This window comes from Klebsiella sp. LTGPAF-6F, from assembly GCF_001753185.1.
Classification (GTDB): Bacteria; Pseudomonadota; Gammaproteobacteria; order Enterobacterales; family Enterobacteriaceae; genus Klebsiella; species Klebsiella michiganensis.
Genome location: NZ_CP017450.1, coordinates 2,149,383 through 2,162,246, shown reverse-complemented (window position 1 = coordinate 2,162,246; position 12,864 = coordinate 2,149,383). Strand labels below are relative to the sequence as shown.

At 57.1% G+C, this 12,864-nt stretch carries 14 protein-coding genes; 11 read left to right on the top strand and 3 right to left on the bottom strand.

Features of this window, described 5'->3' with window-relative positions:
- The first annotated feature begins 2 nt into the window (after nt 1-2).
- On the top strand, nt 3-971 hold the full coding sequence (hcr, locus tag BJF97_RS10150; protein ID WP_032694255.1) for an NADH oxidoreductase: 969 nt from the start codon (nt 3-5) through the stop codon (nt 969-971).
- 39 nt (nt 972-1,010) lie between these two features.
- Here the strand turns inward: hcr and BJF97_RS10145 are convergent, their stop codons facing one another.
- Nucleotides 1,011-1,445: a DoxX family protein gene (locus tag BJF97_RS10145; RefSeq protein ID WP_014228613.1), complete on the bottom strand. Its 435-nt coding sequence runs from the start codon at nt 1,443-1,445 to the stop codon at nt 1,011-1,013.
- A gap of 152 nt (nt 1,446-1,597) precedes the next feature.
- Here BJF97_RS10145 and poxB point away from each other — a divergent pair, with 152 nt between their 5' ends.
- From poxB to BJF97_RS10125, 4 genes are all read left to right on the top strand, one after another.
- On the top strand, nt 1,598-3,316 hold the full coding sequence (gene poxB, locus BJF97_RS10140; RefSeq protein ID WP_014228612.1) for a ubiquinone-dependent pyruvate dehydrogenase: 1,719 nt from the start codon (nt 1,598-1,600) through the stop codon (nt 3,314-3,316).
- A gap of 154 nt (nt 3,317-3,470) precedes the next feature.
- Nucleotides 3,471-4,472 carry a low-specificity L-threonine aldolase gene (ltaE, locus tag BJF97_RS10135; RefSeq protein WP_032694256.1) on the top strand — a complete coding sequence of 334 codons (1,002 nt, stop codon included), beginning with the start codon at nt 3,471-3,473 and terminating at the stop codon, nt 4,470-4,472.
- 10 nt (nt 4,473-4,482) lie between these two features.
- Nucleotides 4,483-5,916: a DUF2867 domain-containing protein gene (locus BJF97_RS10130; protein WP_032694257.1), complete on the top strand. Its 1,434-nt coding sequence runs from the start codon at nt 4,483-4,485 to the stop codon at nt 5,914-5,916.
- 96 nt (nt 5,917-6,012) lie between these two features.
- Complete coding sequence (locus tag BJF97_RS10125) at nt 6,013-7,026, top strand: NAD-dependent epimerase/dehydratase family protein (protein WP_009653274.1); 1,014 nt, start codon at nt 6,013-6,015, stop codon at nt 7,024-7,026.
- On the opposite strand, the gene BJF97_RS10120 is transcribed toward BJF97_RS10125, so the two are convergent.
- Nucleotides 7,023-7,853 (bottom strand): N-acetylmuramoyl-L-alanine amidase, encoded by an 831-nt coding sequence (locus tag BJF97_RS10120; protein ID WP_014228608.1) that lies wholly within the window; start codon nt 7,851-7,853, stop codon nt 7,023-7,025. The two genes, BJF97_RS10125 and BJF97_RS10120, sit on opposite strands and share 4 nt — an antisense overlap.
- Nucleotides 7,850-8,173 carry a heavy metal-binding domain-containing protein gene (locus tag BJF97_RS10115; RefSeq protein ID WP_004100606.1) on the bottom strand — a complete coding sequence of 108 codons (324 nt, stop codon included), beginning with the start codon at nt 8,171-8,173 and terminating at the stop codon, nt 7,850-7,852. The genes BJF97_RS10120 and BJF97_RS10115 overlap by 4 nt, the downstream gene beginning before the upstream one ends.
- Before the next feature lie 117 nt (nt 8,174-8,290).
- Here BJF97_RS10115 and BJF97_RS10110 point away from each other — a divergent pair, with 117 nt between their 5' ends.
- From BJF97_RS10110 to artJ, 6 genes are all read left to right on the top strand, one after another.
- The gene (locus BJF97_RS10110; RefSeq protein WP_004849391.1) at nt 8,291-8,806 is read left to right on the top strand and encodes a lipoprotein; all 516 of its coding nucleotides are present in this window, start codon (nt 8,291-8,293) and stop codon (nt 8,804-8,806) included.
- A 227-nt stretch (nt 8,807-9,033) separates the two neighbouring features.
- Nucleotides 9,034-9,762 (top strand): arginine ABC transporter ATP-binding protein ArtP, encoded by a 729-nt coding sequence (gene artP / locus BJF97_RS10105; RefSeq protein WP_004111834.1) that lies wholly within the window; start codon nt 9,034-9,036, stop codon nt 9,760-9,762.
- Nucleotides 9,763-9,781: 19 nt separating this feature from the next.
- Nucleotides 9,782-10,513 carry an arginine ABC transporter substrate-binding protein ArtI gene (artI, locus tag BJF97_RS10100; RefSeq protein ID WP_004130868.1) on the top strand — a complete coding sequence of 244 codons (732 nt, stop codon included), beginning with the start codon at nt 9,782-9,784 and terminating at the stop codon, nt 10,511-10,513.
- Between the two features lie 6 nt (nt 10,514-10,519).
- Nucleotides 10,520-11,236: an arginine ABC transporter permease ArtQ gene (gene artQ, locus BJF97_RS10095; protein WP_004100599.1), complete on the top strand. Its 717-nt coding sequence runs from the start codon at nt 10,520-10,522 to the stop codon at nt 11,234-11,236.
- On the top strand, nt 11,236-11,904 hold the full coding sequence (gene artM / locus BJF97_RS10090; RefSeq protein ID WP_014228606.1) for an arginine ABC transporter permease ArtM: 669 nt from the start codon (nt 11,236-11,238) through the stop codon (nt 11,902-11,904). Before artQ ends, artM begins: the two co-directional genes overlap by 1 nt.
- Before the next feature lie 173 nt (nt 11,905-12,077).
- Nucleotides 12,078-12,809, top strand: coding sequence for an arginine ABC transporter substrate-binding protein ArtJ (gene artJ / locus BJF97_RS10085; protein WP_014228605.1), 732 nt, complete (start codon nt 12,078-12,080; stop codon nt 12,807-12,809).
- The last annotated feature ends 55 nt before the right edge of the window (nt 12,810-12,864 follow it).

The following is a 12,864-nucleotide window of genomic DNA, read 5'->3' as shown; positions in this document are numbered from 1 at the left end:
GAATGACAATGCCAACTCATCAGTGCCCATGGCGGATGCAGGTTCATCACATCCATCAGGAAACGCCGGATGTATGGACAATTTCGTTGCTGTGCCACGACTATTATCCGTACCGTGCCGGGCAGTATGCACTGGTCAGCGTACGTAATTCAGCGGAGACGCTGCGTGCTTACACCATTTCATCGACGCCGGGAGTAAGCGAGTACATCACGCTGACCATCCGTCGGATTGACGATGGCGCAGGCTCACAGTGGCTGACCCGCGACGTGAAGCGCGGCGACTATATCTGGCTGTCCGATGCCATGGGTGAATTTACCTGTGAAGATAAGGCTGAAGATAAGTTCCTGATGCTGGCTGCTGGCTGCGGCGTTACGCCAATCATGTCAATGCGTCGCTGGTTGGCAAAGTACCGCCCGCAGGCCGATGTGCAGGTGATCTTTAACGTTCGTTCACCGCAAGATGTTATTTTTGCCGACGAATGGCGCGAATATCCGGTGACCTTAGTCGCTGAAAACAATGCCACCCACGGTTTTGTTTCTGGCCGACTGACGATCGATCTGCTGAAAAGTGTACCGGATCTGACCTCCCGTACCGTGATGACCTGCGGCCCGGCGCCGTATATGGATTGGGTTGAGCAGGAGGTGAAAGCGCTGGGCGCGACGCGTTTCTTTAAAGAGCAGTTCTTTACGCTGGTAGCGGAAGCCGCTACCAGCGGCCTGAAGTTCACCAAACTGCAGCCGGCGAAAGCGTTCTACGCGCCGGTCGGCACCACGCTGCTCGAAGCGCTGGAAAGCAATAAGGTGCCGGTTACCGTCGCCTGTCGCGCAGGCGTCTGCGGCTGCTGCAAAACCAAAGTGGTTTCCGGAGAATATACCGTCAGCAGTACCATGACGTTAACCGATGCGGAAATCGCTGAAGGCTACGTGCTGGCCTGCTCCTGCCACCCGCAGGGTGATTTGGTACTGGCTTAACCCTCAGCTGCCGGATGGCGCAACGCCGTCCGGCAATGTTTACCGCCAGGCCGAATTGCCGCCGATGGCATAGCGCCCTGCCCCGAGGAAGGCAATCGCCAGCGCGCCAACAAAGAAATAGACCAGGCTCTCAATCGCCCACGCGCCTACCGCATCCAGCGCAAAGGTTTTGCCCGTCCCGACCATCAGCCAGGCCACGACCATCGTAAACGCCAGCACCAGCGCCGCCGGACGCGTAAGCACTCCCAGAATCAGCAGGCAAGGCGCTACCACCTCGCCCACTAAAACCCCATAAGCGATAAACCCCGGCAATCCTTTTGCTACCAGCATATTGCTGATTCCCCCTACGCCATCAAATAGCTTATGCAACCCGTGAAACAGCATCAGCCCGCCAACGGCAAGTCGTAACAAGAGTTTGCCGAAATCGTCATGGGATAGCAGTTTATTAACAGCATTTAACAGCGATTTAACCATTTGAAATGATTCCTGTTTACCACTTTATGTGAGCTCAGATTATGCGGAGTTTTCACTGAAAAAAACCAGCGGAAAATGAGAGGTTAAAGCGAGCGTAACTGGCAGTTTCATCTAAGCTTGTAAGCGTTATCACAAAAAGGAGATGGAGAACCATGAAACAGACCGTGGCGGCATACATTGCCAAAACTCTTGAACAGGCTGGCGTTAAACGTATTTGGGGCGTAACCGGGGATTCGCTCAACGGCTTAAGCGACAGCCTGAACCGTATGGGGACCATCGACTGGATGCCCACGCGCCATGAAGAAGTGGCCGCCTTCGCCGCCGGGGCGGAAGCGCAGCTTACCGGCGAACTGGCGGTCTGCGCAGGCTCCTGCGGGCCGGGCAACCTGCATCTGATTAACGGCCTTTTCGACTGCCACCGCAATCACGTTCCGGTTCTGGCCATCGCCGCCCATATTCCTTCCAGCGAAATCGGCAGCGGCTATTTTCAGGAAACGCATCCACAGGAGCTATTCCGGGAATGCAGTCACTACTGTGAACTGGTCTCAACCCCGGAACAGATCCCGCAGGTGCTGGCCATCGCCATGCGCAAAGCGGTGATTAACCGCGGCGTCTCGGTAGTGGTGCTTCCCGGCGACGTTGCGCTGAAAGCCGCGCCGGAAAGCGCCAGCAGCCACTGGTACCACGCGCCGCTGCCGCAGGTGACGCCGGCGGAAGAAGAGCTGAAAAAGCTGGCCCAGCTGCTGCGCTATTCAAGCAACATCGCCCTGATGTGCGGCAGCGGCTGCGCCGGGGCGCATAAAGAGCTGGTAGACTTCGCCGCGAAGCTCAAAGCGCCTATCGTTCACGCGCTGCGCGGCAAAGAGCACGTAGAATACGACAACCCTTATGATGTGGGGATGACCGGACTGATTGGCTTCTCCTCCGGCTTCCACACCATGATGAACGCCGACACCCTGGTGCTACTCGGCACCCAGTTCCCCTATCGCGCCTTCTACCCGACGGACGCGAAAATCATTCAGATTGATATCAATCCCGGCAGTATTGGCGCCCACAGTAAAGTGGATATGGCGCTGGTCGGCGATATTAAATCGACCCTCAGCGCGCTGATGCCGCATCTTGAGGAGAAAACCGACCGTAAGTTCCTCGATAAAGCGCTGGAACACTATCGCGACGCGCGCAAGGGGCTTGATGACCTGGCGAAGCCCAGCGAAAAAACAATTCATCCGCAGTATCTGGCGCAGCGCATCAGCCACTATGCCGACGACGATGCCATCTTTACCTGTGACGTGGGTACGCCGACCGTCTGGGCCGCGCGCTATTTGCAGATGAACGGTAAGCGCCGCCTGCTCGGATCGTTCAACCATGGGTCAATGGCTAACGCCATGCCGCAGGCCATCGGTGCGAAGGCCACCGCCCCTGACCGTCAGGTTGTGGCAATGTGTGGCGACGGCGGCTTCAGCATGCTGATGGGGGATTTTCTCTCGCTGGCGCAGATGAAGCTGCCGGTGAAGATCGTTATCTTCAATAACAGCGTCCTGGGCTTCGTGGCGATGGAGATGAAGGCCGGGGGCTATCTGACAGACGGCACTGAACTTCACGCCACCAACTTTGCCCGCATCGCCGAAGCCTGCGGCATTAAGGGCATACGTGTTGAAAGCGCGTCAGAGGTTGATGAAGCGCTGCAAACCGCTTTCGCTACCGATGGCCCGGTCCTGGTAGATGTGGTCGTCGCCAGTGAAGAGCTGGCGATGCCGCCGCAAATTAAACTGGAGCAGGCCAAAGGTTTCAGCCTTTATATGCTGCGCGCGATTATCAGCGGCCGCGGCGACGAAGTTATCGAACTGGCGAAAACTAACTGGCTAAGGTAAAAATATCCTTTTCAATTCATACGCAAAATTATTCGTGTTGCCTCAAGGCGGCAAGGCCGAAAACCCCCGGGCGCAGAGATAACTCTGTGACCGGGGTTTGAGGGAGCAGCCAACGCCGGGGCAGAGCGAAGGATGAAGTGTATAAGGATATGACATGATAGATTTACGCAGCGATACCGTTACCCGTCCGGGCCGCGCCATGCTGGAAGCCATGATGGCCGCCCCGGTCGGGGATGACGTATATGGCGATGACCCGACCGTTAACGAACTCCAGCGCTTTGCCGCCGACCTGGCGGGCAAAGAGGCCGCTATCTTCCTGCCTAGCGGCACCCAGGCCAACCTGGTCGCCCTGCTCAGCCACTGCCAGCGCGGTGAAGAGTATATCGTCGGCCAGGGCGCGCATAACTATCTCTACGAAGCCGGCGGCGCGGCGGTGCTTGGCAGCATCCAGCCGCAGCCAATCGATGCCGCAGCGGACGGTTCCCTGCCGCTGGATAAAGTCGCGGCCAAAATCAAACCGGACGATATCCATTTCGCCCCTACCCGGCTGCTATCGCTGGAAAACACCCATAACGGCAAAGTGCTGCCGCGTGAATATCTCAAAGATGCCTGGGAGTTTACGCGCCAGCGCGGCCTGGGGCTGCACGTTGACGGGGCGCGTATTTTTAACGCCGTCGTGGAATACGGCTGCGCGCTGCGCGAGATCGCCCGCTACTGCGACTCCTTCACCATCTGCCTGTCTAAAGGACTCGGCGCGCCGGTAGGCTCACTGCTGGTGGGGAGCGAAGAGTACATTCACCGCGCTATCCGCTGGCGGAAAATGGTCGGTGGCGGGATGCGTCAGGCCGGGATTCTGGCGGCCGCGGGCCTGTATGCCCTGCAGAACAACGTCGCGCGCTTAAAAGAGGATCACGACAACGCCGCGTGGATGGCGGAGCAGCTGCGCGCCGCCGGCGCCGAGGTGACGCGTCATGATACCAATATGCTGTTTGTTCGCGTCGGTGAAGCGCGCGCCGCCGCGCTGGGCGAGTATCTGCGCGAACGCGGGGTGCTGATCAACGCCTCGCCCATCGTGCGCCTGGTGACGCATATTGACGTTAACCGCCAGCAGCTCACCGAGGTGGTTAGCCACTGGCAGGCATTTTTAAACCGTTAAGGAGTCCGGCGTGTCGCAGCGAATTCTGGTGCTTGGCGCCAGCGGTTATATCGGCCAGCATCTGGTGAAAAGGCTCAGCGAGCAGGGCTTCACCGTGCTGGCGGCGGCACGCCAGATCGACAGGCTTAAAAAACAGCAGATCCCCGGCGTCGAGTGCTATTCGCTCGATTTAAACCAGCCGGACGCGCTACCCGCCCTGCTGGCGCAGGCTGATACCGTTTACTATCTGGTGCACGGGATGGGCGAAGGCGGCGACTTTATCCGCCACGAACGGCGGGTCGCCCTCAACGTTCGCGACGCGCTGCGCAAGTCGCCGGTGAACGAAGTCATCTTTCTCAGTTCCTTACAGGTGGCGAAGCAGGAGCAATCCGATCATCTGCGCGCCCGCCAGATCACCGGCGATCTGCTGCGCGAATCAGGCGTTCCGGTAGCGGAAGTTCGCGCCGGCATTATCGTCGGCGCCGGTTCCGCCGCCTTCGAAGTGATGCGCGATATGGTCTACAACCTGCCGGTGCTGACGCCGCCGCGCTGGGTGCGCTCGCGCACCACGCCGATTGCGCTGGAAAATTTACTCTACTATCTGCTGCAGCTGCTTAATCATCCGGCCCGGGAGCATCGGGTGTTTGAAGCCGCTGGACCGGAAATTTTGAGCTATCAGCAGCAGTTCATCCGCTTTATGGCGGTCAGCGGCAAACGCCGCCCGCTGATCCCCATCCCTTTCCCGACCCGCTGGATTTCGGTGTGGTTTCTCAACGTCATTACCTCAGTGCCGCCAACCACGGCCAAAGCGCTGATCCAGGGGCTAAAGCACGATCTGATCGCCGACGATCGGACCCTGCGGGCCTTAATTCCTCAACCGCTTATCGCGTTTGATGAAGCGGTGCGCCTTACGCTTAAAGAAGAGGAGCAACTGGTGAACTCCAGCGACTGGGGCTACGATGCGCAGGCCTTCGCCCGCTGGCGGCCCGAGTACGGCTACTATCCGAAACAGGCAGGCTGTACCGTTAACACTTCCGCCAGCCTTGCTGCGCTGTGGAAGGTAGTCAACCAAATTGGCGGCAAAGAGGGCTATTTCTTCGGCAACGCTCTGTGGAAAACGCGCGGGGCGATGGATCTGCTGGTCGGTCACCGGCTGGCAAAAGGTCGCCCGGAAAATGAATATCTGCAGACCGGCGATGCGGTGGACAGCTGGAAGGTGATTATCGTCGAGCCGGAAAAGCAGCTGACGCTGTTATTCGGCATGAAAGCGCCCGGCCTTGGCCGCCTGAGCTTTACCCTGCGCGATAAAGGCAATCATCGCGAACTGGACGTGCGCGCCTGGTGGCACCCGCACGGTATGCCGGGGCTTTTCTACTGGCTGTTGATGATCCCGGCGCATCTGTTTATTTTTCGCGGTATGGCGCGACGCATCGCCCACCTGGCGGAGCAAATCACCATCAAATAGAGTATAGGTGCAGAATTCTTTCATGATTCTCATTGCATCGTAGTCAGAATCACGGAAAAATGCGCACGAAATTCTTTTGTTAAACAGTGGATCGATATGAAGGTACTGGTTACCGGTGCGACCAGCGGATTGGGCCGCAACGCGGTGGAATATCTGCGTAACAGGGGCATTAGCGTCAGAGCGACCGGGCGCAACGAAGCGATGGGCAAGCTTCTGAGCAAAATGGGCGCAGAGTTCGTCCCTGCGGACTTAACCGAGCTGGTCTCTTCGCAGGCCAAAGTGATGCTCGCCGGTATCGATACCCTGTGGCACTGTTCCAGCTTTACCTCGCCGTGGGGCACCCAGCAGGCCTTCGATTTAGCTAACGTGCGCGCGACCCGGCGTCTCGGCGAGTGGGCGGTTGCCTGGGGCGTGCGCAACTTCGTGCATATCTCTTCGCCGTCGCTCTATTTTGATTATCACCATCATCGCGATGTTGCGGAGGATTTCCGCCCGCAGCGTTTCGCCAACGAATTCGCCCGCAGCAAGGCGGCAAGCGAAGATGTGATCAATCTGCTGGCGCAGGCCAACCCAAATACCCGTTTTACAATCCTGCGCCCGCAAAGCCTGTTTGGCCCGCATGATAAAGTGTTTATCCCGCGCCTGGCGCAGATGATGCAGCACTACGGCAGCGTCCTGTTGCCGCGCGGCGGCAGCGCGCTGGTGGATATGACCTACTATGAAAACGCGGTACACGCGATGTGGCTCGCCAGCCAGCCGCAGAGTGACCTTCTGCCCTCGGCCCGCGCGTACAACATTACTAACGGCGAACCGCAAACCCTGCACAGCATTGTGCAGAAACTCATAGACGAGCTGGGGATTAAGTGCCGCATCCGTTCGGTTCCCTATCCCATGCTGGATATCATCGCCCGCAGCATGGAGCGCTTTGGCAATAAGTCAGCGAAAGAGCCCGCATTTACCCACTACGGCGTCTCTAAGCTGAACTTTGATTTTACTCTTGATATCTCCCGCGCCCAGCAGGAGCTAGGCTATCAGCCGGTCATCACGATGGATGAAGGGATACTCCGCACCGCCGCGTGGTTGAAGGACCACGGCAAGCTGCACTATTAACCACGCCCGTACTTTTCCAGCAGCGCTTCGGCTATCGCCAGGGTTTGCGCATCGGCAACCCCGTCCCAGCGCGCGGGACGGAAGTGCATCTGGAAAGCCATAATGACCCGCTTCTGCTGCGCTGGCGTCATTTCCGGCGTCACCTGATAGCCGTAGCGCGCCAGGACGTCCAGCAGCGCTGCGGCGTCTACCGGCTCGTATGACGGACGGCCCTGCAGATAAAATGCCACGCGCCGGGCATCAGGCCATGCGCCAATCCCCTGCTCGGCCAGCCTGCGCCACGGGAACAGCGGCCCCGGATCGTCTTTGCGCTGCGGCGCGATATCCGCATGGGCGACCACGTTCTGCGGCGCGATGTGGTAGCGGGCGATAATATCTTTCGCCAGCGGGATCAGGGCGTCAATCTGCGCCGGATTAAACGGCGTAAAGCTTTTCACCCCCGCCGTTTTTTGCCAGCCGCGGTTCTCCAGCTCGATGCCAATCGAAGTGTCGTTAATGCGCGTGCTGCCGCGCCAGAAGCTGACGCCCGCATGCCAGGCCAGTTCCTCTTCCGGCACCAGCTGCCAGATCCGCGGTTTACCTCCGTGCAGCGGCGGTTTCTCCGGGATCAGGTAGTGAGAGCTCACCTGGTTATCCGTCAGCGTCGCCAGCGAAACGTCGAAATCGTCGGCGGTGTAGTGAATCACCAGCACTTTGATGCGCGGATATGCCGCCTGCGCCGGATGGCGCGTATCCAGCTGATAGCCATCGCGATCGATAATACCTTTTTCGCTGGCGCAGCCCGCCAGCAGCAGCGCCAGCAGTACGCCTGCCCGGCAAGTTCTCATCGGCGGGTCTTCACCGCGGTGCCGCTAACGCTGACCATCAGCATGCTGCTATCTTTACCGACGGTTTCGTAGTCAATATCAATCCCGACCACCGCATTGGCGCCCAGCGCCTTCGCCTGCTCGCTCAGCTCTTCAAACGCAATTTCACGGGCCTTACGCAGCTCCTTTTCATAGGCGCCGGAACGACCGCCGACGATATCGCGGATGCTGGCGAAAAAATCGCGGAATACGTTGGCGCCCAGAATCGCTTCCCCCGTGACGACGCCGCAGTATTCAATGATGGGCTGACCTTCGAGGGTCGGAGTGGTGGAAAATTGCATGATGAAACTCCTTCTTTAGCGTTCAATGCGTTAGCTCTAAGGGTCAAGCACAATCCCTATCTGATACACTATGCTTGAAAAGATATTCTAACGTAGTGAGCTCATAAGGAAATCATCATGCGCTACAAAGTTCTTGCATTAGTCCTCCCCTGCGCGCTGGCGCTCAGCGCCTGTACTACCGTCACGCCTGCGTACAAAGATAACGGCACCCGCAGCGGCCCCTGCATCGAAGGCGGCCCGGATGACGTAGCGCAGAAGTTTTATGACTACCAGGTACAGCACCGCAACAGCGATTTAACCGCGCTGCGCCCATACCTGAGCGACGGTCTGGCAAAACTGCTGAACGACGCGCGTCAGGACCCGTCTAACAACGCCCTGCTGCAGTCAAATCTTTTCTCCAGTAGCACAACGCCAGCCGACAGCGCCGATGTCGCCAGCGCCTCCACCATCCCTAATCGCGACGCGCGCAATATTCCCCTGCGCGTGGAGCTGAAACAGGGCACCCAAAGCTGGAAAGACGAAGTGCTGATGATTCAGGAAGGCCAGTGCTGGGCCGTGGATGACGTGCGCTACCTCGGCAACAACGCCCATGCGCCGGCGGGCACCCTGCGTCAGAGTCTGGAAAAACGCTAATCCAGGCGTTGGGCCGCTCGGGCCGAATGAAATAACCCCGGTAAAATGTCGGCATTTCCGCTGGTAATGCCGACATTGACTTATCCCACCTTCACGAAGCCATATTTTGTGCTAACTTTAAATGTAAACATGGTTTACATTTAACTTTTAACGCATAAATATTGCATAACTATTCTGCCAAAGGTACTATTTGCGGCCTCAATTGCTATATGTATCAGACTGCCCAGATGAGCATAAAATTAAACGGCATTAATTGCTTCTACGGCGCACACCAGGCGCTGTTCGACATCACGCTGGATTGCCCGCAGGGGGAAACGCTGGTGCTGCTCGGCCCAAGCGGTGCCGGTAAAAGCTCGCTGCTGCGCGTCCTCAATCTGCTGGAGATGCCGCGTTCCGGTACGCTGCATATCGCCGGAAATCATTTCGACTTTACCAAAGCGCCTTCTGACAAAGCCATTCGCGAGCTGCGCCAGAACGTGGGTATGGTGTTCCAACAGTACAATCTGTGGCCGCATCTGACCGTGCAGCAAAATCTGATTGAAGCTCCCTGCCGCGTGCTCGGTTTGAGCAAAGATCAGGCTTTAGCCCGCGCTGAAAAGCTGCTCGAACGTCTGCGCCTGAAACCCTATAGCGATCGCTACCCGCTGCATCTTTCCGGCGGCCAGCAGCAGCGCGTCGCTATTGCCCGCGCCCTGATGATGGAACCGCAGGTTCTGCTGTTCGATGAACCCACGGCGGCGCTCGATCCAGAAATCACTGCCCAGATCGTCAGTATTATCCGCGAACTGGCTGAAACCGGTATTACGCAGGTTATCGTCACCCACGAAGTGGAAGTGGCGCGCAAAACAGCCAGCCGCGTGGTCTATATGGAAAATGGCCATATCGTTGAACAAGGTGATGCCGGCTGCTTCGCGCATCCGCAGACCGACGCGTTTAAAAACTATCTTTCACATTGATGTTTTCGGGGAAATGACGATGAAAAAAGTACTGATTGCCGCTCTTCTTGCGGGCATGAGCCTCTCCGCTACCGCAGCCCAGACCATTCGTTTCGCCACCGAGGCCTCCTACCCTCCGTTTGAATCGATCGACGCCAATAACAAAATTGTCGGCTTTGATGTCGATCTGGCGAACGCGCTGTGTAAAGAGATTGATGCCACCTGCACCTTTACCAACCAGGCTTTCGACAGCCTGATCCCCAGCCTGAAGTTCCGCCGTTTCGACGCGGTCATGGCCGGGATGGACATCACCCCTGAGCGTGAAAAACAGGTGCTGTTCACCACCCCGTACTATGAAAACTCCGCGCTGTTCGTCGGCCAGCAGGGTAAATTCACCAGCATTGACGCCCTGAAAGGCAAGAAAGTTGGCGTGCAGAACGGCACCACTCACCAGAAATTCATCACCGACAAACACCCGGAAATCACGACCGTTCCTTACGACAGCTACCAGAATGCGAAGCTGGACCTGCAGAACGGCCGTATTGATGCCGTATTCGGCGATACCGCCGTGGTGACCGAATGGCTGAAGAGCAATCCGAAGCTGGCCGCGGTGGGCGACAAGGTGACCGATAAAGACTACTTCGGCACCGGTCTCGGCATTGCGCTGCGCCAGGGCAATACCGAACTGCAGCAGAAATTTAACGCTGCGCTGGAAAAAGTGAAAAGCGATGGGACTTACCAGTCTATCTATAACAAATGGTTCCAGAAGTAACGCTGAATGAACGAATTTTTTCCATTAGCAAGCGCCGCCGGGATGACCGTCGGCCTTGCCGTTTGCGCCCTGATCATCGGCCTGGTGCTGGCGATGCTCTTTGCCGTCCTCGAGTCGGTAAAGCTGCGTCCGGTCGCCTGGCTCGCAACCGGCATTGTCACCCTTTTGCGCGGACTACCGGAAATTCTGGTGGTTCTGTTTATCTATTTTGGTTCCTCACAGCTGCTGCTGACCCTTTCTGATGGTTTTACGATCAATCTCGGCATTGTGCAGATCCCGGTACAGATGCAGATTGAAAACTTCGACGTCAGTCCGTTCCTCTGCGGGGCTATCGCGCTTTCTCTGCTGTATGCCGCTTACGCATCGCAGACCCTGCGCGGAGCGCTTAAAGCCGTTCCGCAGGGGCAATGGGAATCCGGTCAGGCGCTGGGATTATCGAAAGCCGCTATTTTCTTTCGCTTAGTGATGCCGCAAATGTGGCGCCACGCGCTGCCGGGACTCGGCAACCAGTGGCTGGTGCTGCTGAAGGATACCGCGCTGGTGAGCCTGATCAGCGTCAACGATCTGATGCTGCAAACTAAAAGCATCGCCACCCGAACCCAGGAGCCGTTTAACTGGTATATCATCGCGGCGGCAATCTATCTGGTCATCACCCTGTTGAGTCAGTACATTCTGAAACGTATTGACCAGCGTGCGACGCGCTTCGAACGGAGACCAGGCTGATGCTTGATTACTTACCCGAACTGCTAAAAGGGCTGCATACCAGCCTGACGCTGACCGCAGCCTCTATCGTCGTGGCGCTGATTCTGTCGCTGATCTTCACCATCATTCTGACGCTAAAAACGCCGGGGCTGGTGTGGATCGTGCGCGGCTATATCACGCTGTTTACCGGCACGCCGCTGCTGGTGCAGATCTTCCTGATTTACTACGGCCCGGGACAGTTCCCGTCGCTGCAGGAGTATCCGGTACTCTGGCATCTGATTTCCGAGCCCTGGCTCTGCGCGCTGATCGCCCTTTCTCTCAACAGCGCCGCTTATACCACGCAGCTGTTTTATGGCGCCATTCGCGCCATCCCGGATGGCCAGTGGCAATCCTGCGGCGCGCTGGGAATGAGTAAGAAAGATACGCTGGCGATCCTGCTGCCGTACGCCTTTAAACGCGCCCTCTCCTCCTACTCCAACGAAGTGGTGCTGGTGTTCAAGAGTACGTCTCTGGCCTACACCATTACCCTGATGGAAGTGATGGGCCACAGCCAGCTGCTCTATGGACGTACCTATGATGTGATGGTGTTCGGCGCCGCCGGCATTGTCTATCTGGTGGTCAATGGCCTGCTGACGCTGCTGATGCGCCTGGTGGAACATAAAGCGCTGGCCTTTGAGCGACGTAATTAAAAACGCATAAAAAGCCAAATAAAGACGGATAAGCTCACTGAATTATCCGTCTTTTTTTATTTCAATTAAAATAATTATCCATGATTATTGAATACAAATTCATTTAGTGGCATTGTTACTCCCAGCCGCAGACACGGCACAACATCATAAGATTGACCGACGGGAGTTCCACAATGAAAAAGTTAGTTCTGGCCGCACTGCTTAGCACTTTCGCCTTTGGCGCCGCTGCCGCAGAAAAAATCAGCTTTGGCGTTTCTGCAACTTACCCACCGTTTGAATCGATGGACGCCAATAACCAGATCGCTGGTTTCGACATCGATCTGGCAAACGCGCTGTGTAAGCAGATGCAGGCTGAGTGTACGTTCACCAACCATGCCTTCGACAGCCTGATCCCGGCGCTCAAATTCAAGAAATATGATGCGGTCATCTCCGGCATGGACATTACCCCGGAGCGCAGCAAGCAGGTGGCGTTTACCGACCCGTACTACGCTAACTCCGCGCTGGTTATCTCGAAGAAAGATGCCTTCCACTCTTTCGCCGATCTGAAAGGCAAACGTATCGGGATGGAAAACGGCACCACGCACCAGAAATACCTGCAGGATAAACATCCGGAAGTGAAAACCGTGGCTTACGATAGCTACCAGAATGCGTTTATCGACCTGAAAAATGGCCGTATTGATGGGGTGTTTGGCGATACCGCCGTGGTCAACGAGTGGCTAAAAACCAACCCGCAGCTGGGCGCGGCAACGCCGAAAGTCACCGACGCGCAGTACTTCGGTACCGGCCTCGGCATTGCGGTACGCCCGGATAACAAAGCGCTGCTGGAAAAACTGAACGCCGCGCTGAAGGCGATTAAAGCCGACGGCACCTACGAGAAAATCAGCAAGCAGTGGTTCCCGGAGTAAGCATTCCCGGAGGCGGCGCTTGATGCGCCTGTCCGGGCTACCGGCCCGCAGACAG

Coding starts and splice junctions, on each gene's coding strand:
- hcr (WP_032694255.1), top strand. CDS start 3: ATGACAATGCCAACTCATCAGTGCCCATGGCGGATGCAGGTTCATCAC.
- BJF97_RS10145 (WP_014228613.1), bottom strand. CDS start 1,445: ATGGTTAAATCGCTGTTAAATGCTGTTAATAAACTGCTATCCCATGAC.
- poxB (WP_014228612.1), top strand. CDS start 1,598: ATGAAACAGACCGTGGCGGCATACATTGCCAAAACTCTTGAACAGGCT.
- ltaE (WP_032694256.1), top strand. CDS start 3,471: ATGATAGATTTACGCAGCGATACCGTTACCCGTCCGGGCCGCGCCATG.
- BJF97_RS10125 (WP_009653274.1), top strand. CDS start 6,013: ATGAAGGTACTGGTTACCGGTGCGACCAGCGGATTGGGCCGCAACGCG.
- BJF97_RS10120 (WP_014228608.1), bottom strand. CDS start 7,853: ATGAGAACTTGCCGGGCAGGCGTACTGCTGGCGCTGCTGCTGGCGGGC.
- BJF97_RS10115 (WP_004100606.1), bottom strand. CDS start 8,173: ATGCAATTTTCCACCACTCCGACCCTCGAAGGTCAGCCCATCATTGAA.
- BJF97_RS10110 (WP_004849391.1), top strand. CDS start 8,291: ATGCGCTACAAAGTTCTTGCATTAGTCCTCCCCTGCGCGCTGGCGCTC.
- artP (WP_004111834.1), top strand. CDS start 9,034: ATGAGCATAAAATTAAACGGCATTAATTGCTTCTACGGCGCACACCAG.
- artI (WP_004130868.1), top strand. CDS start 9,782: ATGAAAAAAGTACTGATTGCCGCTCTTCTTGCGGGCATGAGCCTCTCC.
- artQ (WP_004100599.1), top strand. CDS start 10,520: ATGAACGAATTTTTTCCATTAGCAAGCGCCGCCGGGATGACCGTCGGC.
- artM (WP_014228606.1), top strand. CDS start 11,236: ATGCTTGATTACTTACCCGAACTGCTAAAAGGGCTGCATACCAGCCTG.
- artJ (WP_014228605.1), top strand. CDS start 12,078: ATGAAAAAGTTAGTTCTGGCCGCACTGCTTAGCACTTTCGCCTTTGGC.